We start from the raw sequence: 22850 nt of genomic DNA on the forward strand, positions 1-22850 counted from the left end.
CTGCGGACGAGGCGGGCGGCCCTGAGCCGCGAGCATTGATCGCCTGCGCCTGGCGTGCTTGTTGCCGGGCTGCCGGCCATGTTAGGCGGACGCTTCCGCTCTGGCACGGCCCTTTCCCTTGTCCTCGTCTCTGCGCACCTCCGGACTATTGACGGCGCTGGCTGGCCTGCCCGGGGAGCGGATCGCCGTCCGCACCATCGTCGCCGCCCTGCAGGACCGGGCCTATGCGCTGCTCGTCGTCCTGCTCGGCCTGCCGAACTGCCTGCCGATGCCGCCGCCGATCCCGCTCGTCTGTGGGCTGGTGCTCGCCTTCGTCGGCCTGCAGATGCTGACGGGACGGCGGATGCCGTGGCTGCCGCAGGCGCTCCTGGCCCGCAGCATCGGCAAGCCTGAACTCAGCCGCGCCGTCGACCGGGCGTTGCCGGCCCTGACCCGCCTCGAGCGCTTCTCGAAGCCGCGCCTGACGATGCTGCACGGCGCCTATGCCGTCCCGGTGCTGGGGTTGGTGATCCTGATCCTGGCGCTCGGCCTCATCGTGGCGGCGCCGTTCATCGGGCAGATTCCGCTCGGGCTGGCGGTCTGCCTGGTGGGGCTCGGCCTGGTCGAGCGCGACGGGGTCTTCATCATCGTCGGCGCCGCCTTCGGCGCGCTGGGCCTGCTGCTCAGCGCCGGCTTCGCCTACGCTATCTTCAGCGGCATCCACGAGCTGTTCTTCTGAAGGTCCGCCGCGCGCCCGGCTCGTGGTATCAGGCGGCGGCGAGGATTTCGGCGAAGGGATTGTCGAGCCGCAGCAGGCGGTCGATCTCTGAGGCCGGGACCGCCCTGGAGAACAGGAAGCCCTGCAGCTCATGGCAGCCTATCGCCTGCAGGAAGCGATGCTGCTCGGCGGTCTCGACGCCTTCGGCGCAGACGCGCAGGCCGAGCGCCCGCCCGAGATGCGCCATCGAATGGACCAGAATCGCGGATTCCCCGGTCGCCTCCATGTATTCGAGGAAGGAGCGGTCGATCTTGATCTTGTCGAAGGCGAAGCGCCGCAGATAGATCAGGCTCGAATAGCCGGTGCCGAAATCGTCCAGCGCCAGGCCGACGCCATGGGCACGGATGTCCATCATCGCCGCTTCCGCCGCATCGGCGTCCTCGATCAGTACGCCTTCGGTGAGCTCGAGCTCCAGCTGGGCGGGATCGAAATCGGTCTCGTCGATGATGCGGATGACGTTGGCGACGAAATCCTTATGCCGGAACTGGATCGGCGAGACGTTGACCGCGAGGCGGATGCCCTTCCAGCGCTTCGCCTCCAGGCAGGCGCGCCGCAGCACCCATTCGCTCAACGGCATGATCAGGCCGCGTTCCTCGGCGATCGCGATGAAGTCCGACGGCGGGATCATGCCGTGGACGGGGTGCGGCCAGCGCACCAGCGCCTCGACGCCGACGATGGTCGAGCCGTCGACAGATACCTGCGGCTGGTAGTGCAGTGTCAGCTCGTCATTGTCGATCGCGCGGCGCAGATCGTCCTCGACCATCCGCTTGAGCTGCAGCGAGCGGTTCATCTGCGCCTCGAAGAAGGCATAGCGGTTGCGCCCGCTGTTCTTCGCCTCGTAGAGAGCGGTATCCGCCAGCCGCAGCAGGGCCTCGCGGCTGCAGCCGTCGCGCGGAGCCATGGTAACGCCGACCGAGCAGCCGATGCTGACCTCGATGCCGGTAATCGGGAAGGGCTCCGTCAGGCCCGCGAGAATCTTCTCCGCCAGGGCGGCGCAGCCGGCGGGCGTGGCGTTCACAGTCTGGATGATGCCGAACTCGTCGCCGCCTAGACGCGCGACGGTGCCGCCGGGATGCACCATGCCCGAGAGGCGCATCGCCACCTGGCGGATCAGTTCGTCGCCGGCAGTGTGCCCGTAGGTGTCGTTGACCGCCTTGAAGCGATCGAGGTCGATCAGCATCACGGCAAGGCCGGGGCCATCCTCACCCAGCCCGGCCAGGGTCTGGTCGAGCGTCAGATCGAAGCTGCGCCGGTTCGGCAGGAGGGACAGCTCGTCCTGGCCCGCCAGGCGCTGGATCTGCCGCTCGCGCAGCTCGATCTGCGTGGCGGAAGCGCGCAGGCGCAGGACGACGAAGACGAAAATCGCCGAGAACAGCAGGCCCACCGCGACCAGCGCCCAGACGAAGCGGTGCAGCATGACGTCGCCCGGCCGCGCCGGGGCCCAGGTCAGCCAGCTGGTCGCGGTGCCGTCGGGCGCCCGCAGAGCGAGGCCCGAGGCGGAATCGGCCGGTTGCGCGTCGACAAGGCGGATCTCGGCAACACGGTAGCGTTCGGACAGCTCCGCGAGCAGCTCCCGCGACAGGCGCCGATAGGCGATGAAGACCGGCATCTGCCCGGCTTCGGCGCGGTCGAAGGACGCGATCCGCGAGAGATCGGTCACCGTCAGCATCAATGTCTCGCCATTGTCCCTGAGGATCGCCGAGCGCGTCGCCGGCGCGCGCGGCCCGATATCGACGGCGGTGGTAGCGGCGAGGGAGGCGAGGCCGAAGCCGCGCAGCAGGGCGTGCAGCCGCGCGCCATCATGGCCGTTTTGAGCCCGCGTTTCGACACGTGCCAGTACGGTGCCCGCCGTGGAAACGACATAGGCTCCGTCGAAATCCGTGATCTGGCGGTGCAGCCGGCCCAACGCCGCCTGAACCGCCGCCTGCGGCTCGTCCTGCTGCAGCGCGCCCGGCAGATCGCTGGTGACGAGGAGGCCTTCCAGGCGCAGCTCGTTCAACCGAAGCTGGGCGTTGAACGTGGCCTCGATCCGCTCCGCCTGGCGCTGCGCCTCGAGCCGGTTGGCCTCGCGGGTAATGGCAACGATCACGCCGGTGCCCGCCGCCATCAGCAGCAGGAACGCGCAGCCCAGGGTCGCTACCGAGCTCGCGAACATGCGAGCGGAGGAACCCGCGTTCGTCATCTTCGCAGCAGGAGGCTGGGACATCCGTTATCCAAGGCAGGTCTAGGCGGCGGAGTAAACCCCGCAAATTGTTGACATCCCGTTGCCGTTTCTGCGGTTGCGGAGCGATTCAGCCCTCTGCTGGCGCGTAAGGCGGGCGCGGGATCGCCATATGGGCCGCGCGCAAAGCGGCCGACCAGCGCTCGCGCAGATCGTGGAAATAGGGTTCGCCCGCCTCGATCCGGTGGCTGAGCTCGATGACGTCCGCATCGCGCCTGATGACGACGAGATCGATCGGCAGGCCGACGCCGAGATTGGAACGCATCGTCGAATCCATCGAGATCAGCCCGACCTTGAGCGCATCGTAGAGATGGGTCTTGAAGGTCACCGCGCGGTCGAGGATCGGCTTGCCGTATTTGTGCTCGCCGATCTGGAGGAAGGGCGAGTCGATGCCGCATTCGATGAAGTTGCCGGCGTCGTAGACCATGAACAGCCGCATCGGCTGGCCCTTGATCTGGCCGCCGAACAACATCGAGACGTCGAACTTGACGCGGGCTTCCTCCAAAGCGGGGCCGTCGATGTCGCGGACATGGCGGATGCTGCGGCCGACGAGCTGCGCGGCCCGGAACATTGAGCTCGCATTCTGCAGCGTCTCGATCTCCCCGGTCTCGGGGTTCGGCATGCCCTCGTTCAGGCAGCTCACCACCGACTGGGTGATCGAGAGGTTGCCGGCGGTCATCAGGACGAAATGACGCTCGCCCGGCCAGGAGAAGACGTGCAGCTTGCGGAAGGTCGAGATGTCGTCGAGGCCGGCATTGGTGCGCGTGTCGGCGATCATGACGAGGCCGTCCTGCACGAGGATTCCGGCGCAGTAGGTCACGGGACTGGTCCTCGCTTCTGCGGCGCGGAGGCGCCGCCGTCACTGGTTGGCGAAGCGGCCCTCGGCCGCCACGGCACGGACGAGAACGTTCAGGGTCTCGCCTTCGCCGCCCTGCCGGGAGCCGCGAACCGGCGCAGCATCGGCATAGTCGAGCCCGACCGCAACCCGGACATGGGTGTCGATCGGGCACAGGCCGTTGGCGCAGTCGAAGCCGATCCAGCCATAGTCGTCGAGATGCACCTCCGCCCAGGCATGGGCGCCGTCGCCATGCGGCAGGCCGCCGGCCGCCGCGACATAGCCCGAGACGTAGCGGGCCGGCATGCCGAGATGGCGGGCGCCGGCCATGAAGACATGGGCGATGTCCTGCGCGATCGCCTCGCCGGCGGCGAAGGCCGCGGTCGCGCCGATGCCGCTGCGCCCGCTCGCCTCCACGCAGGTCATGTGCTCGCCGACGGCGGCCATCAGGGCGTGCATCTGCGACAGGGGCGTGCCGGCGCCGGCAGCGGCGTCGGCAGCGAAGCGGCATAGCGCATCGTCGCGCCCGGTCAGCAGCGTGTCGCGCCGATAGACCTCGCACGGCACCTGCTCGAGGCCGCCGCGGACGACGCCGGCGAGGTCGATGGTCTCGATCACCCCCTCGATGCGGATGGCGAGGGAGGAGATCGGTCCGTCGGCGTAGAAGCTGTGCACGATGTTGCCATGCGCGTCCCGGCTGGCGCGCAGGCGGCCATCGATGCTCGGCTCGATGCGCCAGGACATGACGTGCTGGCCGTCATGGTCACGCGGTGTCAGGCGCAGGACCTGCGTGATATGGCGCGCCGGCTCCGCGTAGTCGTAGCTGATCGCATGGGCAATCCTGATCCGCATGGTCAAGTCCGGCCGGGGGCGAGCGCCCGCGTCATTGCAGATACTGCTCGAAGATGGTGTTGCCGAGGCGATTGTTCTCGGTGATGAACTCCTCGATGAACTCGTGCAGCCCGCGCTCGAAGACGGCGTCGATCTTCGTGTTGCTGAGGCCGGTGAGGGTCTTGCGCGCCTGGCGCTGCGAGGGGCCGTGCCGGCCATAGGCATCGCCGAGATGATCGAGGAAGCGCGAGATGTTCTCGTAGCAGGAGGCGAGCGAGCGCGGCATCCGCCGGTTCAGGATCAGCAGGTCGGCGATCAGGATCGGCTTCACCGCCTCGCGATAGACCCAGTGATAGGCGGTCAGCGCCGAGACCTCGCGGAGCACCGTCGTCCACTGGAAGTAGTCGAGCGAGCCGCCGACCTGCTCGTTGGCCGGCAGCAGCACATGGTATTTGACGTCGAGGATGCGGGCGGTGTTGTCGGCCCGTTCGAGATAGACACCGAGCCGCGAGAACCAGTAGCCGTCGTCGCGCAGCATGGTGCGGTAGGCGGAGCCGTCGAAGACGAGCGAGACGTTCTTCACCCAGTCGAGGAAGCGGGCGAACTCCTCCCGGTCCATGCGCTTCTTCTCGAAGCGCTGCAGCTCCAGCCAGGCGGAGTTCAGCGCATCCCACATTTCGGAGGTCAGCGCGGTGCGCACGGCGCGTGCGTTGGAGCGGGCCTGCGCGAGGCAGTTGCGGATCGAGGACGGGTTGTCGGGGTGGAAAGTCAGGAACTCGCAGACATTGCGCTCGTTCGCCTCGCCGTAGGCCGCGGCGAATTCATCCTCGCAGCCGGCGGTCGAAACCGCGCTCTGCCATTCGGTGCCGGCGCCGCCATAGGTCGAGGGCAGGTTGGTCAGACGGGTCGTCGCGTCGAGGATGCGGGCGAGGTACTCGGCCCGCTCGACATAGCGGGAAACCCAGTAGAGGCTGTCTGCGGTGCGCGAAAGCATTGTCAGCGAGGGCCTTTCCGCGGCGTGGCAGGCGATGGGGTGCTGTCGGTTGCAAGACGGGGAACCGGTTCCGTCATGCGTCGAGCACCCAGGTGTCCTTGGTGCCGCCGCCCTGGCTGGAATTGACCACGAGCGAGCCTTCCTTGAGCGCGACGCGCGTCAGCCCGCCCGGCACGCAGGAGATGCCGTTGGCGCCGGAGAGCACATAGGGCCTCAGGTCGACATGGCGCGGCGCCACGCCCGAGGCGACGAAGGTCGGACAGGTCGAGAGCGCCAGTGTCGGCTGGGCGATGAAGCCGTCCGGCTGGGCCTTGAGCTTGTGGCGGAAGCTTTCGATCTGCGCCTTGTTGGCGTGCGGGCCGACGAGCATACCGTAGCCGCCCGAGCCGTTCACCTCCTTGACGACGAGGTTCTCGAGATTGTCGAGGACATAGGCGTTGGCCTCGGGCTCGCGGCAGCGCCAGGTCGGCACGTTCTTCAGGATCGGCTCCTCGCCGGTGAAGAACTTCACGATCTCCGGCATGTAGCTGTAGACCGCCTTGTCGTCGGAGACGCCGGTGCCGATGGCATTGGCCAGCGTGACATTGCCGGCCTTGTAGGCGCCGACAATGCCCGGCACGCCGAGCACGGAATCGCCGCGGAAGACGAGCGGGTCGAGGAAGTCGTCGTCGATGCGCCGGTAGATCACGTCGACGCGCTTCGGCCCCTGGGTCGTCCGCATGTAGACGACGTCATCCTTGACCAGCAGGTCCGAGCCCTCGACCAGCTCGACGCCGAGCTTGTCGGCGAGGAAGGAGTGCTCGTAGAAGGCGGAATTGTACTGGCCCGGCGTCAACAGGCAGATCGTCGGGTCCGAGGGAGCGCTGCGCGGCGCCACCGAACGCAGCGTCGCCAGCAACTGGTCCGGGTAGTTGTCGACAGGCGCGATCCGGTGTGTGGCGAAGAGCTCGGGGAAGAGCCTGAGCATCACCTCCCGGTTTTCCATCATGTAGGAGACGCCGGACGGCGTGCGCGCATTGTCTTCCAACACGTAGAAAGTGTCGGCGTCGACTCGCACCACGTCGATGCCGGCGATGTGGCAGTAGATGCCGTGCGGCACCTTGAAGTCGACCATTTCGAGCTGGTAGCAGGCGTTGCGATAGACCAGATCGGGCGGGATGATGCCGGCCTTGAGGCATTCCTTCGGCCCGTAGACATCGGCCAGGAACATGTTGAGCGCGGTGACGCGCTGGCGCAGCCCCGCCTCGAGCTTGATCCATTCCGGCTTGGTCAGGACGCGCGGGATGATGTCGAAGGGGATCAGCCGCTCGGTGGATTCGGCGTCGCCATAGACGGCGAAGGTGATGCCGATGCGGCGGAAGAACAGCTCCGCCTGGCTGCGCCGCAGCGCCAGGGTCTCCGCCGGCGTGTCCTTGAGCCAGCGGTCGAGAGCGCTGTAGGCCGATCTCAGCTCGGCGCCAGAGCCGGTCATTTCATCGAATGCGACCATGCAGCCCTCTTCCCTCTTGCGGCCAGCCTATGCGCATTCGCTGGCGTTCGGGAAGGGGGAGGGGTGCCGACCGAAGAGGCAGTGTCGCCCACCGCTTGGGCAGCGCCGAATTCGGCATAGGCGTGTGGTCCAAGGAGGTGCTCGTCCGCAGCCTTCATCCTGAGAAAGCGAGAAAGCGGCGTCTCGAAGGATGCCTCGGATCGCTTTCGAGCCTCCTCCCGCCCCCTTCGAGACGTCATCCCCATGGGAATGGCTCCCCAGGACGAGGGCTTTCGGCATTTCGAGGGACGTGCCCGGGTCTCCCCCGGGGGGCATCATCGCGTTCAACGCTTCGGCAGGCCGCGCTCGTTCAGCCAGAGCAAAAGGGCCTCGGCGTTGTTGTGGTCCTCGTCCCTGGCGGCGTAGAGCAGCGTCACCGGACCTTCCTTGAGCTTCTCTTCCAGGGTGGCCAGGGCGGCCTGGGCCGGTGGGCTGCCGAGTTCCGCGGCATAGGCGGCGCGAAATTCCGCCCAGCGATCGGGATGGCCGTGGAATTCGTGGCGGAGCGTATCGCTCGGGGCGATGTCCTTGAGCCAGAGCCCGATCTTCTCCCGCGCGATGCCGCGCGGCCAGAGCCGGTCGACGAGGATGCGGGTGCCGTCCGTGGGGGCAGCCGGGTCGTAGACGCGCTTGACGGCCAGTCTTGTCATGTCCCTGTCTCCCGGTGGGCAGCCGCCGGTCAGATCAGCCCGAGGCTGCGGAAACTCGCATGGCCGTCGCGGCCGACGACGATGTGGTCGTGGATGGCGATGCCGAGCGGCTTGGCGATGTCGACGAGCTCGCGCGTCATCCGCATGTCGGCACCGGACGGCGTCGGGTCGCCCGAGGGATGGTTGTGGACGAGGATGACGGCCGAAGCCGAGAGCTCGAGCGCCCGGCGCACGACCTCGCGCGGATAGACCGGCGTGTGGTCGACCGTGCCGGTCTGCTGCACCTCGTCGGCGATCAGGGCGTTCTTCTTGTCGAGGAAGAGGATGCGGATGTGTTCCTCCCTTCCGGATTTCGACATGAATTCAAACGCTTGTAGTCCGCGTCCCCCAAACGTCCCTGCCGCGTCCCTCATGGCTTGTTCTCGCTCCGTTTTGCGAGCCGAAGCAGGGCGACGCGGCTGGTCTGCTCGATCGTGCCGCGGTTGTAGCGAGCGCTGGTCTGGCGGTTCTTGTGACCGGCGGATTTCATGACGTCTGTCTCGGCTGCCCCAAGATCATAGGCCTCTGTGATAGCGCCGGCTCGAGCGTCCATGTTCCAGACAGTCTTCGGGACTTCCGCCTTGTTAGCAATGGCGCGCCAACGGTCGGTGAAGTTCCGATGCTTATACGGCTCGCCGGTCGTCTCGGCGATAATCATCGGGCCAATGCGCTTCCCCATCGGCACGCGAGCGATCTCTTCCAGCACCGCTGGGTGAAGCTTTAAGTCGTGCTCGACGGGAAAGCCCGTTTTCGTGTGCACCTTGCGCAAGACCATGTTGGCGTCGATGTCAGACCATAGCAGGCCGTTCACCCAGCGACGCCCGCGATAGTAGATGCCGCCCTCCGTTTCGGCGGGCTCCCACTCGCCGATAACGTCCTTCTGGCGCATGGCGAGTTCGAACTGTAGAGCGGTAGCCAAGGCGACCGATGGCCAGCCCTCGGCGTGGGCGGTCGTGCGCACCGCATTGACGTGGTCGATCGTCATCACGGCTGTTCGTGCCGGTGGCGTCGGGAATCGGATCTTGCCGAGGATGGTATCGGCGCGAAAGCAGTCGTCGTAGCCCAGCGTCACGCCATAGCTGATCAGCTGCCTTACTGCGTCCATAGCGTGCTTGGCGCGCCAAGGGCGGGCAGGAGCTTCCGGCTTCTTCGGCGCGCCGAAGCGTGTGTGCCAGCGCTTGAAGTCCGGCCCGAGCAGTTTGGCTATCTGCCTGTCGCCAACGCTCTTCTCGATGATGGTGAGCGACTTCAGCACGTTGGCTCGGCTATTCCACTTCATCGTGCGGAACGGCGAGTCCTCATTCGTCTGAAACAGCCGGGACAGGCTCAGCATCGAGCCGTCGTAGCCGGGGGCTGCGTGCCGGCCGAGTGACGCCCATGCAAGCATCTCGGCCTGCAGGCGATTGCAGTGTGAAGAGAGGGATGCGCGGCCTTCCGGTGTCTCCGGATAATGTAGGCGGACGGACGACGGGCGATATCCGCGCTTGGCTAGGTCGCCGCGAGCTTCCCAATACTCGCGAACCGAGCCGTCCTTGTTTCGCTTCCGCTTTAGGCCGGGGAATTCGATCACTGCCAAACCTCGACGCCATCAGCCGCAGAGGGCAGGGCACTTTGCCGGATGCCGTGGCGGCGGTCGAGGAATTCCCGAACCGCCGGCCAGTACCGGCATCCGGTGAGAGGATCGACACGGGGCAAGCCTTCGCGCTCCAGAACGAGCGCAAGGGAGTCCCACCGGACCTTTGCCTTGGGACCAAGGATGCGCTGCGCGATTGCCTGCTCAGGCAAATACAGCGGCGAGTTGTCATTTGCTGGCTGCATTCAGGGCTCCGTGGCGGGCGAATGCCCTCTAATTGCCGGATTCCTAATTTGAAAAGTCAAGACAATTCGCTACGCCGTAGCATTGTCTGCTCGGTTTGTTGGGGCGGTGTTACGTTCGGGATACTCAATAGCCGAGTGGTTACATGGCAGAGTCAAGCGGCGCGGTCGGCTTCTCCGCCGGCCGAGGCAAATAAGCGGCTGCTCCCCGGGGTCGAGTTTTCAACAACTCACTCCCAACAGTCCCAGAGCCCGCCTCTGTTCAGCCCGAATCGGAAAGACTCGCTGGCTTGCTGCCAAGAGATGCGGCGGCGGACGCCGGGCGATCTGCACACGCCCCCCCAAGCCCCGGATCGCCCGGCGTCTAGGCCGCCCCCCGAGGTTCGATGCTGAAGGGGAATCGGAACTCCTTCCAATGCAGTTCCTCGCTGTCTTCGGGATCCAGAACGCCAACGGCGCGACGCAGCGCCGCAAAGGCGCGCTGGCCGCGCTCCTGAATCCGCTGATCCGCGTGCTCGAGCGTGAAGTCGAGCTTGGCCAGCCGGCCGGCGTCAGGGCCGCCGATCTCCTGCGTTAGGCAGCGCAGGATCATGCCCTTGCCGCAGGGAGTGGGCACGTAAGTGCTCTCGACGATTTCGAGGGTACGGTTGGCCGTCGTGGTATTAGTCGGCATGCTTTGCTCCGTGTGGTGATAATTTCACCATTAACGGTAATCCCATCGCCAATTTGATGTCAACCACATATGGTGATAATTTCACCATATGAAGGGATTTCAATGCCGTATGGCCCGCGCCGCGTTGGGCTGGAGTACTGCCGACTTGGCCCAGCGCGCCGAGGTTGGAATAAACACGGTCAACCGTTTCGAAGCTGGCCAAGATGCCAGGATGAGCAGCGTAGATAAGCTCAAGCTTGTCTTCCGAGCTGCCGGCGTCGAGTTCATCGACGACGCCCGCGGCGAAGGCGTGGTGAAGCTGCGCTCTGATGTCTGACGTCAAATAAGTATAGCGAAATCTAATTAGGATTGTTAGGTCGCACTTGGTTGGCAACCGAATGTTTGCAATGGTTGTCAACCAATAGTTTTTTGAATCACCCTATGGACTCTCAGTAAGATTCGAGTCACGACTCTGCCTCCACTTGAGGCGAGCGCATGGCATCAGAAGAAGCCCTTCGTCCGGTCTTCGTGACTCGGAAGACGGCAGCCAAGCTGATGGAAATCAGTACAGACACGTTTGACCTGTGGCTCCAACAGGGCTTCGTACCGCGGGCGCACATCAACCGCGGCCAGATCATGCGCTGGCACTGGCCCAGCGTTGAACAGAAACTGGCACCGCCCCCAGAAATGGAAAAGCCGGCCTGGGTGATGCCAGAAGGCCCCTATGTGCGGCCACCCCGTGGGCGGAGGCCGAAGCCATGACCGGCCCGCTCGGAACGATCTATAGCCTGCAGGAGGCTGCCGACTACCTAAAGGCCAGCAAGCAGGCCGTTGCCAGAGCCGCCAGGCGGCACGGTCTCGGCGCGGTATTCGGGAGGCACATCCGCTTCACAGAGGACGACGTCAAAGCCGTTTACGAGGCTTTGCGGATCCGGGGACGGGAGTTGCCCGTGCCGCCGGTCGGTCGCGTGACCGAGAGCTATCTGAGCCTGCGCAAATTGGCTCGGGCACAGCGCGAAGAACGCGTGCGTCAACGAGCCACGCAAAAAGGGGGGAGTAATGAAAAACGTTGAAGCGATCGCAGTTCCGCCGATGCAAATCCGCATCGGAAAGGTGATGCCAGACGGCGAGGTCGTCGGCTCCGATGTCTACACCATGGACCATTTCGGCGGCATTCTGCCGAATGTCGGGGATCAGTTCATTCTGATCCGCACGACTGACGACTACGAGACGGCCTCGGTCCAGCGGCGCTACTTTGTCACCGAGGCTGCGACCCGAAGCATCTACTGGCTGCTTATCGTCAAAGCCGCGGAAGCGTGCTCGCAGTTCACGCAAGTTGCGACGAATGCCTTGGCAGTGTCGGATTATCTGGAGGCGGCTCGAGAAGGTCGGCCGATACAGGAGGTCGCAGCGAAGCGTAGGAAGGCTAACCGCGGCTAGTCTACCCCTTGACCACACGCAGCGCGTGCGTGACCCTAGGAAGAGGGGCGTCAATGAAAACAACTATCGCTTTTGCCGCATTGCTGTTGGCTGGACCGCATGCATTCGCTCAAGAACCAGCCAAAGATATCAAGAGCGAGCTGGAGCGATGCGCTTCATACGATGGCGATGGGGACAGGCTGGCGTGTTTCGATTTCATCTCCGGCCGAAAGCAAAAGGCAGTGTCTTCAACCAAAGAACCGTCCGAGCGGGAATACGGTAGGTGGAAAGTTAGCTCTTCTTCGTCCAGGCTAGACAAATCAAAATCGACGGTTGCTTTTCTGGTCTCCGAAGAAGCCAAAACAGGACAGCGTGGTAGCGGAGTGCTCGCCGGCCTGGTCGTTCGGTGTGATGAGGGACGAACGTCGGTTTACGTCAGTTTCGGTAGCGAGCTTGTCGCGAACGAGGTAGTAGAAATTCAATACCGAGTTGGAGATGCAAAGCCTCAGAATACGAAGTGGGGCGCGTCTGAAAATAGTAGAGCTTATGGGCCGTTTGGCGGAAAGGCCGCAATCCCATTGGCTAAATCTCTTATTGGCCAGAAAGATTTTTACCTTCGCGGTGAGACGCGTATTTTTCAGTCTAGTGAAGCCTATTTCTTGCTTGATGGAGTAGACGCTGCCCTCAAGGAGGTCAGGGAGAACTGCGGCTGGTAGCAGCCCTCACTCAAAATCATCGATCCCCATGCGCCCGGTGCTCTGCCGCCGGCCGTCCACGACTGCCTGAAGGCAGCGTGCGGTAATTTCAGCAACGTCGTTCAGCGCTTCCAGCGCGACCATCGACGGCGTGTTGATTGGGATCGAGCCAGCCCACGTGCGGACACGCTGCTGGAACTTTAACGTTTCGGCCCGCATCTCCGCCGCCTCGGCAGGATGCAAGCTCCGAACTGAGCGACGAGCCATTACGGCCTCCATTCCTATGGTGAGAACAAAATAGGAACAAGGGCAGCGGCAGAGTCAAGATTGGCGATGCGATCTTATCCCTTAGTCGAATCGACGAGGGGTAAAAAAGGCGATCCGATGACGCAGCGACAGATAGTCAAAAGCGTCGCATTTTGGGGATGGGGAAAAATGGCAAGCTATTACGTCAATAAAATTGCGCAACCCAATGGCGATCATGAGGTTCATGACAACAGTTGCGCGAAGATGACGGCGCCGCACAATCGAGATTATCTAGGGGAGTACACAAGCTGCGCCCCCGCGGTCGCAAAGGCTAAGACGATGTATCGGCTGGCAAACGGCTGTTACTGGTGTTCGCGCGCCTGCCACACGTCGTAGAGCTGCCTACCGCCAGATACCTGAACGCGCCGGCTCATCCGCGGTCGCGTTCAGGTTGTTTGTGGCTACTGCACGGACAATTCGATCGTCACGCTTTCCTCGTCCTCCGCAACGATGCGCTTGTGCTCGGGCACACCGTCGTCCTCGTCGCGGATGATAGTAAGCCGATTAAATCCCTCGGCCTTCGGCGCGCGGATGGTGACGGTGACGGGTGTTTGATTTTCCATGTGTTCCTCATTGCGCCGACTGCGCGGCGGGTTGGCGGGTTGCCAAAGTGCAATTGGTTGACGTAACGTAAACTTACCCCATAACAAGAAACGCAACGATCGGGGCTACTGCCGTCCGCCGGCCAACAGACCCCCCGGCCGGCGGACGGCAGACTGATCAGGCGGGCCAAGCCATCCCCGGCAGTTCCAAGATGATGGCATCGACAGTCGGCTGAGGCCGCTGCCCGCCCTCCACCTTCGCAAGCTCGTCATGCGCGAAGGTCCAGACGGTATCCCGCCAAGCCGTGAAGGCTGCTGCCTCGGCGGCCCAGGTCGGGTTCGTCGAGCCGACATACGAGGCACATGTGATGCCGCTGTCATAGCTCCGCTGGCTCGCGGTCGCGTCGATATGAGCCTGGATTGCGCGGCGGAAGTCGTCGAGCGTGACCGGGACAGGTTCGGGGACAGGCTCAAAAGGCAAGTCCTGGCCAGCCTGCTCAGCCTCGGCATAAAGCGGGTCGCCTTCGATGATGTGGTACGGCAGGCCGTTGACGATCGCGACGAAGGAGCCATCCGGGCGCCTGAACTGCAATTCCATCACGCGATCCTCCAGCAGGCACCGTAAAAGATGACGCCCGCGCTACCGGTCGAAATTGTCGTACCACCCGCAGCCACCCCGGCTGTGATCCCGCCGGCAAAACCATTCGTCGCAACGTCGCGCGGGATGCGCCACCAAGCCCAAGTCCCGCCGGCGGGAAGAACAAGGCTGCTCCCGGCGGAAGCCGCAATGCTCGTGTACTCACCAACACCACTCGTTCCTTGTGGCTGTGCTGGCGCGTTGATCGCAGTTCGCCCCGCGGCCGTGCTCGCAGCAGTCCCTAGGGCTTTGCCAATACTGGTCGCCCCGGTGAAAATATCGGAGCCATCGGAATTCGCCCCGAGGGTTCCGCGCGCCGCAGCAGCGTCCGTGTCGTCGAGCAAAGAACGCGCGAAAGCCGTCAGAACTGCGAGAGCTGCCGTCCCGCTCCCGGTGAAATACGGCAGACGATCAGCGGCACTGATCAGCCCGGCGAGGGCCTTGAGCTCCGCGTCGCCGATCTTTGCAGGCGTAATAGCATCGTTAGCAACTTTGGCCGTGCTGACGGCGTCGGCATTGATCGTCCACGTGTCGCCGCTATCGGCGGTGGTAATGTCGCCCTTGTTGCCGTCGACGATCGTTGCGGTTCCGGGATCGCCCTTGTCGCCCTTCGGACCCTGCTCACCCTGAATACCTTGCTCGCCCTGCGGGCCGACGTCTCCTGTGTCGCCTTTCGGGCCGGGGTTGCCTTGAATACCTTGCTCGCCCTGCTCTCCTATCTCACCCTGCGGGCCAGGCGGACCCATCGGACCAATGGCTCCGGTGGCCGTCACAACCGCCTGGTTCGGGCTCCACTGCACAAAGGCCTTGCGGTTCTGAACGCCCTGAACAAGGCGACCGGGCAGGTCCAGAACAAACCGCACGGCCATAATGCGGGCATGCGTGCCGCCGGTGACGTCGACCACGTCAGCCGAATACTCCCCCCGCGGCCAACTAGCCATGCCGGCTAGACCATATGCGACTTCCAGAACGTGGGCCCCGGTAATCGTTAGACCGGATCCGTTTGTTAGCGTAGCCCGAGTCGTATTGGAGGCGCGGTCCTTGATTTTGACTTCAAAGCTCCGGCCCGCCAGAACAAGGCCGCTGAACTCAAGGACGTAACTAATATCTTCTTCAGTCGAAAACTGAAAGAATGCAATATCTTTGAACATAAAAATCCATGATTGAAATTGTAACGGCCCGGACCATCTGTGATCCGGGCCGGCTAGTGCGGCGATTACTCCCTGCATTTGCCGACCGTCGATCGCCGCTGTGCGGACGAAAACGCGCCCGATGAACTAGGACGGCGGGAAGAGGTTAGGCAGTAGCCTCACCCAGCGGATCGCCGATCTGGTCGGGCCAGCGGTGGATGATCGCGGAGTGCACTGCCTCCGCTGTGACCTGCACAAGCTGAACGTGTCCACCAACGCCGCAATGACCGTATTCATCGCGCTCGAGCCGCTGGCGCTGCATGACGTCCAGCATTGCGGCCGGGATGTCCGTGTCGGCTGACGGGTCAACCGCCGGCGCGCAGGCGAACTCACCTAGCTCAAGGCGCCTCCATGGCTCGCCCCAGCCGGAATGACTGGCGAGGGCATACGCTTCCGGCCCATTGGTGCCGACACCCGCCGCATAGATTTCGACGTCGGCATTCCCATAGCGTTCGGCCAACTCGTCGCGCATCGACTCGTGGACCACCCACGCCGCTGTTCCCATGCCGGCGACCAAGCCCTCGAACGTCGAGAACTGAGCACTTAGGACCGGCAGGAGAGCGTGGGCAAAAGCCTGCGGGCCGCGGGCGGAGATGACGGCCTGCAGATGCGTCAGAATATGTGCTTTCTGTTGAAAGCCGATAACCTCGCCCCGCCCGTACTCATACAGCGCTCCGTCGGTTGCCATCCAGGCGGCAGCAGGTGTCAGATAGATTGCAACAGCGCTCACGCGCGCCCTCCCTTCAATGTTCCGAAAATACCTCCAGGCGAGGACGTGCCACTGCTCGTCCCGAAGATGCCGGCCAACGGGCCGGATCCCATCAGCGCGGCCTGAAGCGCGGCCTTAGCTAAGGATTTGACCAGGTTTTTCATAACCTGATCCGCCTTCTCCCCATTCAGGATCAGGTCTTCCAGGCTGTCTGTGATCGCGTCGCCGAAGAATTTTCCGGCGTCATTGACGGCCTTCTGGGCGTCCTCGAGCTGCTTCTTTTTGGTCCGCAGCTGCTCGCTAAGAGCAATTTCCTTGTTGAGTTTGCCAAGGATCTCTTCGCGAGTGTCAGAGTCCAGGCGATTGAGGTCAACACCGGCGCGGGCAAGCTCAATAGCCGCCCGCTTCTCCGCATTTGACTTGCCGAAGTTGTCTATCTCGGCCTGCAGGACGAGGTTTTGGCGGGCCAGGCTGTCGGTATAGCGGTTGAGGCGATCTTCGGCAGTTTCGGACTCGGACTTACCGCCACCACCTGACCCGCCTTTCTGAGCAGCTTCCGCAGCCAGGATCTGCTTGGCCGCCGCTTCGGCGGCGCTGCGCGAAACGGGGCTGCCGCCTTCCATGGCGGCGTCGTAAAGCTCCTTCGTCTTATCCTGAAGGGCCTTCTTATCCTTGTCGAGCTGCGCTTCCCTGACCTTTGCCTGCAGCTTCATCTGCGCAACGACAGGGTCCTTGTTCACGGCGGAAGCAGCGTCGGGGACGACCGTGTCAGGCCGAAAGCCAGACCGCTCCAGCGCGTTCTGATCGTCCCGGGCAGCATTGCCAGCGAGCGCGCCAGATAGGGCCGCGTTGAGATTGAGTGCCGACTGCCTCGCTGCCCCCAGTCGCTCGATCAGCGAGCCGATGGAGGAGAACGCATTCGCGAAGGATGGGTTTACCTCGCCCAGCCGCTTCAACTCATCAGACGCTGCAATCGCTTGTTCAGCATTGCCTTCCAGCGCCTTCTGGACAAGCTCAAGGCCCCGCTTCTTGTCATCCGCCTTGAGGCCGATCGAACCGAACTGCTCCAGCCCCTGCGCTGCGCCGCGGATTGTGGTTTCGAGGTTGCCGGCTTCCGTCGCGTCCTGCTTCAGCTTATCGCGAAAGCCGTCGGCCGTCGCTTCGCGCATTCGACGCGACGTCTCGGCGACTTCCTCGCCAACGCTTTTGACGCTTTCCTTGGCGGCGTCGGCAGCCGGACGGAGCTGTTTCAGAGCCTCGGCATACCGGTCGGTCGTCTCCTTGCCCTTGCCCGCCTCGCTGGCCAGATATGCCACCGCGGCCGCCGCGCCGATGATGGCAGCGCCCATGGGACCGCCTACGAGTGCCAGAGCGCCACGGAGCCCGGCGACGGCCGTGGCCGCTAGCTGTGCCCGAACACCAATCGCCGCGATGCCCGCCGTGGTGGCTGTAGCCGCCGATACCGCCGCGCCCATCTGGGCGACCAAGGGCGCAAGACCAGCTGCAACCATACGACTGGCGATCACCGTGCCTACAGCCGCAGCGGCCGTCGCCACACCGTCCATGTTTTCGGCGAGGAACTTGATCGAACTGGCAGCGGCCTTCGACGCGACGCCCATCTGCTTGCTGTTGCCAACGAACTTTAGGGCGGCGTTTTCCAGCAGCGTGAAGCTGTCCGAAATGGAAACCTGCGTCTTCGCGAAGGCCTGCCCGACTTCCGGTGCCGCATTGACGATCGCGCGGAACACACGGTCGCTAACGAGCTTGCCTTCAGCGCCCAAGTCCTTGAGCGCGCTCTGCGCGACCCCGAACTCCTTGGCAATCGCCGCCATCACCACCGGCGCGTTTTCGCTGAGCGACCGCAGCTCATCGCCTTGAAGCCGCCCCGACCCAAGCGCCTGGCCGAGCTGGGTCAATGTCGATTGGACTTCGGACGCGCCGGCGCCGGACACCTTGAGAGCTTTCGCGACCGTCTCCGTCGCAACGGCGACCTCTTCCTGAGTTGCGCCGAAGTCCTTCGATGAACGCGTGAGACGGGCGTAGAGATCGGCGACCTCGGCAAACCCAGAGCGCGCTCTAGTCGCGATATCAGCGATCTCGTTGGTAACGGCGCCCGAAACGGCTTCGCCGACGCCTGCAGCCTTGATCTTGTTTGTTGCTTCAAGCCAAGTGTCGGACAGCTTCTTCATTTCGTTCAGAACGGCGCCGCCGCCGATGACTTTGGCGAGCCGATCGAACGAAGCTGACACGCCGGATTCCATCGCGCTGGCCCGGTCTTCCAGTTGCTTGAAGATGCGATTCGCCTGGGCGTTCTGTTTCTTGAGCGCATTCTCAAAGCGAGTTGCGTTAACATCCAGCAATAGCTGTAGGCGCTCGGTTTCTGTTGTCATATAGTCCCACTACCCGACGGTGCGAGCTGTTGATTGCTAGTAATTGAGGGTAACGCTAAGTTATCGTGGCTACACACGGCCTTATTCGGGACGAGTGAAGCGCCGGCCGCGTCTCCGTTGCCGCAACATCGACAGCGCGGCCGGCTACCCTCAACATTTGAATTGGGGAAATGCGTGCGTTGGGCGCCTACCGTTGCTCTATCGATAGGGGCTGGCGACTTCGTCGATGCCCCCGGGGCGGGGTATCCCGAAAGTCCGGCTGCACCATCGGCCCGCAACGGAGCCGAAGGGAAACACGCGACGCCGCAGGTTTTGAGATTATTTTTCGGAGGCGATCCGACTGTGGATCACAAGGTGAAAACTTGCGGCGTAACGTGTTTCAGTGAGCGGCCGTTGCGATGTGCGGCGCCTCCTACACTTCGGAGGCTCCCCCTATTCGGGCCAACCGTCCGCGCCGAACCTGACGATGGTGCGGCCATGTTCTTCGGCCTGCTTGTGTCTGGAATGACATGAGCCACATAGCGACTGCAGGTTGTCAGGATCCCAAAACAGCGCCTCATCGCCGCGATGCGGTTTGACGTGATCCGCAACGGTGGCCTCGGTCACCTCGTCGCAAGCCAGGCAATACTCACAAAGGGGCTGAGCCGTCAGCTGCGCCTCTCGCAATCGCTTCCACCTGGCCAGGCCATAGAGGCGAAGCCACGGGCGCTTCTCTCTCAACCGAGCACCCGCAGGGCTTCTGCCTGCTCCTCGCTCAAGAGCTTTGCGTTGGCCGCTATCACTCGTCCGTCGCGACCGCGAAACTCGCTGTATTCAACTCGCTGCCCGACGTATGGCTCGATACCTTTAAAGGCCGCGCCGTGGATAAAAAGATCCTCGCCGCCATCATCGGGACGGAGGAAGCCGAAGCCGCGGGTGCCCCAGCGGCAAATAGTTCCAAACATATGATTCCTTTGATGAATAACCGCCGCCGCCACATGCTTTCGCAAGGGGTCTTGGCGGCGGCGGGCTCCGTGAACGCGCAGGCCTATTAGGAGCCGGGGGCACCCGCGCGCTCTAATCCGACTGAGCTAGCCGGTCTCTCACGCCCCCAAACCTGAAGGGGCGGGCAGAAGCCCGCCCGCTATATCAAGGGCCGGTGGCGACCAGATCGCCATAGATGAACGCGTCGGGCCGGAACACCGCCAGGGCCAACCGCTCCTCGATGCGGATGGTGGCCATGTTCTTCTCAAAATCGTCGTTGTTCTCAGTCGAGATAAGCACCTCGACATCGAGCCGATCGAAGATGGTCGCGGCTTCGCCGAACGCGCCCGTGAGGAATTCACCCGCCGGCATGGCATTCGTAGCGACGACGGGCATGTTCCAGAGTCGCGGATCCGTCGCGCCGAACGGGGAGGCGTCGCTTAGGTAATTTCCGCCGGCATCCTTCTGGCCCGTCATCTTGCGCCAATCGCGCTTGTTGAGAATGACCGCATTGACGTCGAATTCTGAGTCCTCCGCCTGGCTAATGGCCTGGAGGATACGGTCAATCGGAGTCTCGGCGGTCGCCGTCCAGCCGGGGGCGAAAGCCGTCGCCTGCGGGATAATGCCGTGTAGATTCTGGCCCGTCCCGTCACCATTTAGGAGCTGGGCCTCCTCGACACGCTTAAGGCCGTAGGTACCGCGACGGGCGATGTAAGAAGCCAGGGCCGGGCCGTCGTCGAGCATCTGGCGGCTGATTTTGAAGATGTGCGCAATCGTCCGAACAGGAGAATTGTACATATCAAACGTGAGATCGGACTTGGGCTTCAGCGTGGTTTCAGCAACCGGAGCCGCGTTGTTCGTGAAGCTTGTTTCCTTCACGTACTCGACGGAGCTAGACGTGGTGCGGGCCGTGCCGATGACGTCGCGGACGCGCAGTACGCGCTGGTAGGGCTCAATGATGCCGGCAACGCGATGGCCCGGGACAAGCGATGTACCGGCGGAACGGCCCGCGCCGGCAGTCGTGTTGCCAGACGTGATGTCGGCGCGCTCGCCGGTGAGCTTGACTACGGCTTTGCCGCGGAAACTGGAGGAAAGGTCGCGGATAGCGTCGCTAGTCGAGATGGCATTCTCGAGCGCGTTGCCGATCGGCTCGCCGCCTTCGTGGCCTTCTTCGCGAGCGTACTTCTTTTCAAGCTCGCCGAGGCGGGTGTTCAGCGCGCCGGCCTGCGTTTCAAACGCTTTGCCGAGGGCCGCAATCTTTTCGATAACAATATCAGACAATAGGATGGTCCTTGTAGTATTCAGGGTTTTCAGCGCGAATGCGCCGGAGGCGGCCGCGGTCGTTTTCCAGTTCTTCAGCCATCGAGTTTTCGACGATCGCTACGGCCTTCTGGAATTCAGGCGAGCTTTCACGAAGGTCTTCTTCAAGGCGACGCCGGCCGTCGTTGTTGGCGAAATGGTATTCCCAAGCATGATGCCGGGCATCCCTGCCGTACTTCATAACGAGCGCGACAACGTCGTCTTCGCCGTCTGGCTCGCGGTCGGCGGCAAGCCGGGAGATATCGTCAATTAGCGATTTGAAATCAGTCACATAGAATTTCCTTGGTTTGAAAAGCCGCAGACGAAAGCGGCGTGATGCGCGCCAGCGCCACGATTGCGTCAGCATCGGCGGGGCTATGCCCGCCGAACTCGAGCGCGATGGCAGCAAGGGTCGCGCCCGGGACGCCCACAGCACGGGCGGCAGTGGTTTCGGGTGGCGGCGCGCCGAAGGTGACGTGCACGCCGTCGAGAATGACGCTCGCGCCGGCGGGCTCTGTCCTGATGACGAGATGCCCACGAGCGACTGCGCCAATCGCGGCCCCGCCCTCGATGATGCCGGTGAGGACGTCGACCAGGCGATTGCCGTTGTCGTCGCGCAGGTTTTCGACCGTCGCAACGACGCCTGGAGCTTTGCCGAGGCCCTGGTCCGCCAAGGCTACGACCAACATTCGTGCTAGGTGCGGAGCATTTAATTCGGGCGGATAACGACGTGACCCGTCAGCCCGAGGAAACATGCCCCGATCGGCGAGCCGATCGCATAGATTGATGGTGCGCCGCGCTCCAATTCCAAGGCGGCGCTCGATGATTTCGGCGGCCTGCGCTTTCCGCACCGTCGCCTCCTATTGTTTGGGGATTGGTATTAAAGGGCCAAAAAGAAAGCGCCCCGGCGAACGGCCGGGGCGCTGTAGTCGAAGGGGCCTACACGGAAGGAAAATTACCTTCCTATGATGTATGTGCAGAACTCCCCAAAAACGGACACTACGCTGCGTAATAAAATTTATTCTGATTCATTGCGGCGTCCAATTCTGCGCACGCCTTGATTAGCGCTCGGCGTCCGGCTTTGCGTGCGTACTCGCCGGATTTTCCGATGAACTCGCCGATTGCTTCGAATGACGTCGCGTCTATTGAGAAGTCCAAAATGGCGACGGTCTGGGGCGGCAACACAGCTTCTAGTCTGGCGAGCCGTTGCCTTGCGTCGATTGCATCTTCAGTGTTCGCACGCTGGATCGGCGGCGGCGGTTCGGTGCAGCGGTCTCGATACGCGCCGTCCATGTTACGGGGACGTGTAAGCGTGATAACCTTGCCTGCCCGCGTCCGGTGTCGGATTCCGGTGATCGAGCCGGCCCGGGCGATCCGGGCGTTGTAGCTGGAATCAGACGACACGTTGCCGCGGCGGATCGGCTCTCCGGCCAAGGTTGCTATGGCCTCGTCGATACCAAGCGGCTCGGGCTCGTCGCCTTCGTCCCTGTCCTTCTTTTCAGCCTCGCCGTCGCTTGCCGGGCGTCGGATGCCGCCGACGATCTCGACACGATCGGCGTCTTCTTCTGTTTCCGAAGAAGTTGCTTCGTCGTCGTTCGCGGCTTCCGTTCGTAAATCATCTGCGAGGACGAGCCTGCCAACTTGGATCGCCCGCCCGGTGGCCTCGGAATATTCGAGTGCTCCGCTGCATCCCCCATACGGGACAACGCGCCCGTCTTGTAGCCGGTAGTCCACGCCGTCGTGGGCGGCGCGCAAGAGGGTTTCGACGGGCCATAGGTTCTCCACCGACGCCTCCGGCGCGGACGGCGCGGAATCGTCAAAGGCATGGGCGGCTCCGTACCAATTTGAGCCCGCTCCGGTAGACTCGGCCAGTTCACGAAGGCGCTTCCACATGAGACGCGCCGCAAACTCTGGCTTCAAAAGCGTCGCACGATCGTCGTCCGCATCGAGGCGAGGTGGCGCGGTGTTGTCATTGTCAGCCGCGCGAAGGATCTCAAGGACCGCTCGCCTGCCTGCCGCGTCATTCGGATCGGCCGGAGCTTTGAACGGCATTGAAGAAATAACGGACGAAATCATTCAGTAGTCCCCATGGAAAGAAAGCCGTCTTGCGCGGCCTTGGTTTTGAACGCCGTTCCCCGGCCTAGAGCGGGCCGCTGGCGGCGATTACTTGATTTTGGATGGTTGAAGCCTGCGGGGCAGAAGAGCCGTGCACGGCCCCGCGTCATCTAAACTAGGGTTTGGTGCCACATCAGAGGGGGGCACGTGCCGTTTCTCGATAGGAATCTAGCGCCGGTTACGTGGAGGCGTCAAGGAATGGTGTTTGCTGCACCAGCTATCTACGATATCTGGTATGATGTGTACCTCAAGGGGATAATTTG

At 63.2% G+C, this 22850-nt stretch carries 27 protein-coding genes and 1 pseudogene; 6 read left to right on the forward strand and 22 right to left on the reverse strand.

Annotated elements, in window-relative coordinates; genetic code table 11:
• Positions 1-118: 118 nt before the first annotated feature.
• Positions 119-718 (forward strand): exopolysaccharide biosynthesis protein, encoded by a 600-nt coding sequence (locus B5Y19_RS20150; protein WP_055727929.1) that lies wholly within the window; start codon positions 119-121, stop codon positions 716-718.
• A 28-nt stretch (positions 719-746) separates the two neighbouring features.
• On the opposite strand, the gene B5Y19_RS20155 is transcribed toward B5Y19_RS20150, so the two are convergent.
• From B5Y19_RS20155 to B5Y19_RS25845, 10 genes and pseudogenes are all read right to left on the reverse strand, one after another.
• Positions 747-2963, reverse strand: a complete 2217-nt coding sequence (locus B5Y19_RS20155) for a putative bifunctional diguanylate cyclase/phosphodiesterase (RefSeq protein WP_079591994.1) — start codon at positions 2961-2963, stop codon at positions 747-749.
• Between the two features lie 85 nt (positions 2964-3048).
• Positions 3049-3798, reverse strand: coding sequence for a proteasome-type protease (locus tag B5Y19_RS20160; RefSeq protein ID WP_055727927.1), 750 nt, complete (start codon positions 3796-3798; stop codon positions 3049-3051).
• 39 nt (positions 3799-3837) lie between these two features.
• The gene (locus B5Y19_RS20165) at positions 3838-4665 is read right to left on the reverse strand and encodes a transglutaminase family protein (RefSeq protein ID WP_055727926.1); all 828 of its coding nucleotides are present in this window, start codon (positions 4663-4665) and stop codon (positions 3838-3840) included.
• Between the two features lie 31 nt (positions 4666-4696).
• Positions 4697-5638 (reverse strand): alpha-E domain-containing protein, encoded by a 942-nt coding sequence (locus tag B5Y19_RS20170; RefSeq protein ID WP_055727925.1) that lies wholly within the window; start codon positions 5636-5638, stop codon positions 4697-4699.
• A 73-nt stretch (positions 5639-5711) separates the two neighbouring features.
• Complete coding sequence (locus B5Y19_RS20175) at positions 5712-7127, reverse strand: circularly permuted type 2 ATP-grasp protein (protein WP_055727924.1); 1416 nt, start codon at positions 7125-7127, stop codon at positions 5712-5714.
• A gap of 323 nt (positions 7128-7450) precedes the next feature.
• The gene (locus B5Y19_RS20180) at positions 7451-7816 is read right to left on the reverse strand and encodes a DUF488 domain-containing protein (protein WP_055727923.1); all 366 of its coding nucleotides are present in this window, start codon (positions 7814-7816) and stop codon (positions 7451-7453) included.
• Positions 7817-7845: 29 nt separating this feature from the next.
• Positions 7846-8175, reverse strand: a pseudogene (locus B5Y19_RS20185) (JAB domain-containing protein); the annotation flags it as partial.
• Positions 8176-8225: 50 nt separating this feature from the next.
• Positions 8226-9431, reverse strand: coding sequence for a site-specific integrase (locus tag B5Y19_RS20190; RefSeq protein WP_139384479.1), 1206 nt, complete (start codon positions 9429-9431; stop codon positions 8226-8228).
• Entirely contained in the window at positions 9422-9673 is a 252-nt protein-coding gene (locus B5Y19_RS20195; protein WP_079591996.1) for a hypothetical protein, read from the reverse strand. Before B5Y19_RS20195 ends, B5Y19_RS20190 begins: the two co-directional genes overlap by 10 nt.
• Before the next feature lie 361 nt (positions 9674-10034).
• Positions 10035-10343: a hypothetical protein gene (locus tag B5Y19_RS25845; RefSeq protein ID WP_139384480.1), complete on the reverse strand. Its 309-nt coding sequence runs from the start codon at positions 10341-10343 to the stop codon at positions 10035-10037.
• Positions 10344-10452: 109 nt separating this feature from the next.
• On the opposite strand from B5Y19_RS25845, the gene B5Y19_RS26630 reads away from it, so the two are divergent.
• The 5 genes from B5Y19_RS26630 (at position 10453) to B5Y19_RS20215 (ending at position 12457) form a co-directional block, all read left to right on the forward strand.
• On the forward strand, positions 10453-10659 hold the full coding sequence (locus tag B5Y19_RS26630) for a helix-turn-helix domain-containing protein (RefSeq protein ID WP_210190122.1): 207 nt from the start codon (positions 10453-10455) through the stop codon (positions 10657-10659).
• Positions 10660-10817: 158 nt separating this feature from the next.
• On the forward strand, positions 10818-11084 hold the full coding sequence (locus tag B5Y19_RS25850; RefSeq protein ID WP_139384481.1) for a hypothetical protein: 267 nt from the start codon (positions 10818-10820) through the stop codon (positions 11082-11084).
• Positions 11081-11395, forward strand: a complete 315-nt coding sequence (locus tag B5Y19_RS20205; protein ID WP_079591998.1) for a helix-turn-helix domain-containing protein — start codon at positions 11081-11083, stop codon at positions 11393-11395. Before B5Y19_RS25850 ends, B5Y19_RS20205 begins: the two co-directional genes overlap by 4 nt.
• Positions 11382-11762 carry a hypothetical protein gene (locus B5Y19_RS20210; RefSeq protein ID WP_139384482.1) on the forward strand — a complete coding sequence of 127 codons (381 nt, stop codon included), beginning with the start codon at positions 11382-11384 and terminating at the stop codon, positions 11760-11762. The genes B5Y19_RS20205 and B5Y19_RS20210 overlap by 14 nt, the downstream gene beginning before the upstream one ends.
• A gap of 53 nt (positions 11763-11815) precedes the next feature.
• On the forward strand, positions 11816-12457 hold the full coding sequence (locus B5Y19_RS20215; protein ID WP_079592000.1) for a type VI secretion system-associated protein TagO: 642 nt from the start codon (positions 11816-11818) through the stop codon (positions 12455-12457).
• Positions 12458-12463: 6 nt separating this feature from the next.
• Here B5Y19_RS20215 and B5Y19_RS20220 read toward each other — a convergent pair whose 3' ends face one another.
• The 12 genes from B5Y19_RS20220 to B5Y19_RS20275 all read right to left on the reverse strand — a co-directional run bounded on the left by B5Y19_RS20220 (position 12464) and on the right by B5Y19_RS20275 (position 22548).
• Positions 12464-12655, reverse strand: a complete 192-nt coding sequence (locus B5Y19_RS20220) for a hypothetical protein (RefSeq protein ID WP_139384483.1) — start codon at positions 12653-12655, stop codon at positions 12464-12466.
• A gap of 488 nt (positions 12656-13143) precedes the next feature.
• A complete protein-coding gene (locus B5Y19_RS26190) occupies positions 13144-13305 on the reverse strand; it encodes a hypothetical protein (protein WP_176168670.1) in 162 nt (53 codons plus the stop codon).
• A gap of 157 nt (positions 13306-13462) precedes the next feature.
• Positions 13463-13882: a hypothetical protein gene (locus B5Y19_RS20230; protein WP_079592003.1), complete on the reverse strand. Its 420-nt coding sequence runs from the start codon at positions 13880-13882 to the stop codon at positions 13463-13465.
• Positions 13882-15072 carry a collagen-like protein gene (locus B5Y19_RS26635; RefSeq protein ID WP_079592004.1) on the reverse strand — a complete coding sequence of 397 codons (1191 nt, stop codon included), beginning with the start codon at positions 15070-15072 and terminating at the stop codon, positions 13882-13884. Before B5Y19_RS26635 ends, B5Y19_RS20230 begins: the two co-directional genes overlap by 1 nt.
• A gap of 145 nt (positions 15073-15217) precedes the next feature.
• On the reverse strand, positions 15218-15841 hold the full coding sequence (locus B5Y19_RS20240; protein WP_079592005.1) for a hypothetical protein: 624 nt from the start codon (positions 15839-15841) through the stop codon (positions 15218-15220).
• Positions 15838-18210, reverse strand: a complete 2373-nt coding sequence (locus B5Y19_RS20245) for a tape measure protein (RefSeq protein ID WP_079592006.1) — start codon at positions 18208-18210, stop codon at positions 15838-15840. Before B5Y19_RS20245 ends, B5Y19_RS20240 begins: the two co-directional genes overlap by 4 nt.
• Before the next feature lie 432 nt (positions 18211-18642).
• The gene (locus B5Y19_RS20250; protein WP_079592007.1) at positions 18643-18930 is read right to left on the reverse strand and encodes an HNH endonuclease; all 288 of its coding nucleotides are present in this window, start codon (positions 18928-18930) and stop codon (positions 18643-18645) included.
• Complete coding sequence (locus B5Y19_RS20255; RefSeq protein ID WP_139384484.1) at positions 18927-19199, reverse strand: cold-shock protein; 273 nt, start codon at positions 19197-19199, stop codon at positions 18927-18929. Before B5Y19_RS20255 ends, B5Y19_RS20250 begins: the two co-directional genes overlap by 4 nt.
• A 139-nt stretch (positions 19200-19338) precedes the next feature.
• Entirely contained in the window at positions 19339-20454 is a 1116-nt protein-coding gene (locus B5Y19_RS20260) for a phage major capsid protein (protein WP_244555659.1), read from the reverse strand.
• Positions 20447-20764, reverse strand: coding sequence for a hypothetical protein (locus B5Y19_RS25855; protein WP_139384486.1), 318 nt, complete (start codon positions 20762-20764; stop codon positions 20447-20449). The genes B5Y19_RS20260 and B5Y19_RS25855 overlap by 8 nt, the downstream gene beginning before the upstream one ends.
• Positions 20757-21323 (reverse strand): hypothetical protein, encoded by a 567-nt coding sequence (locus B5Y19_RS20270; RefSeq protein WP_139384487.1) that lies wholly within the window; start codon positions 21321-21323, stop codon positions 20757-20759. The genes B5Y19_RS25855 and B5Y19_RS20270 overlap by 8 nt, the downstream gene beginning before the upstream one ends.
• A 148-nt stretch (positions 21324-21471) precedes the next feature.
• Positions 21472-22548, reverse strand: a complete 1077-nt coding sequence (locus B5Y19_RS20275; RefSeq protein ID WP_139384488.1) for a hypothetical protein — start codon at positions 22546-22548, stop codon at positions 21472-21474.
• Between the last annotated feature and the right edge of the window lie 302 nt (positions 22549-22850).

The organism is Allobosea thiooxidans (assembly GCF_900168195.1).
In the GTDB taxonomy this organism is placed as follows: Bacteria; Pseudomonadota; Alphaproteobacteria; order Rhizobiales; family Beijerinckiaceae; genus Allobosea; species Allobosea thiooxidans.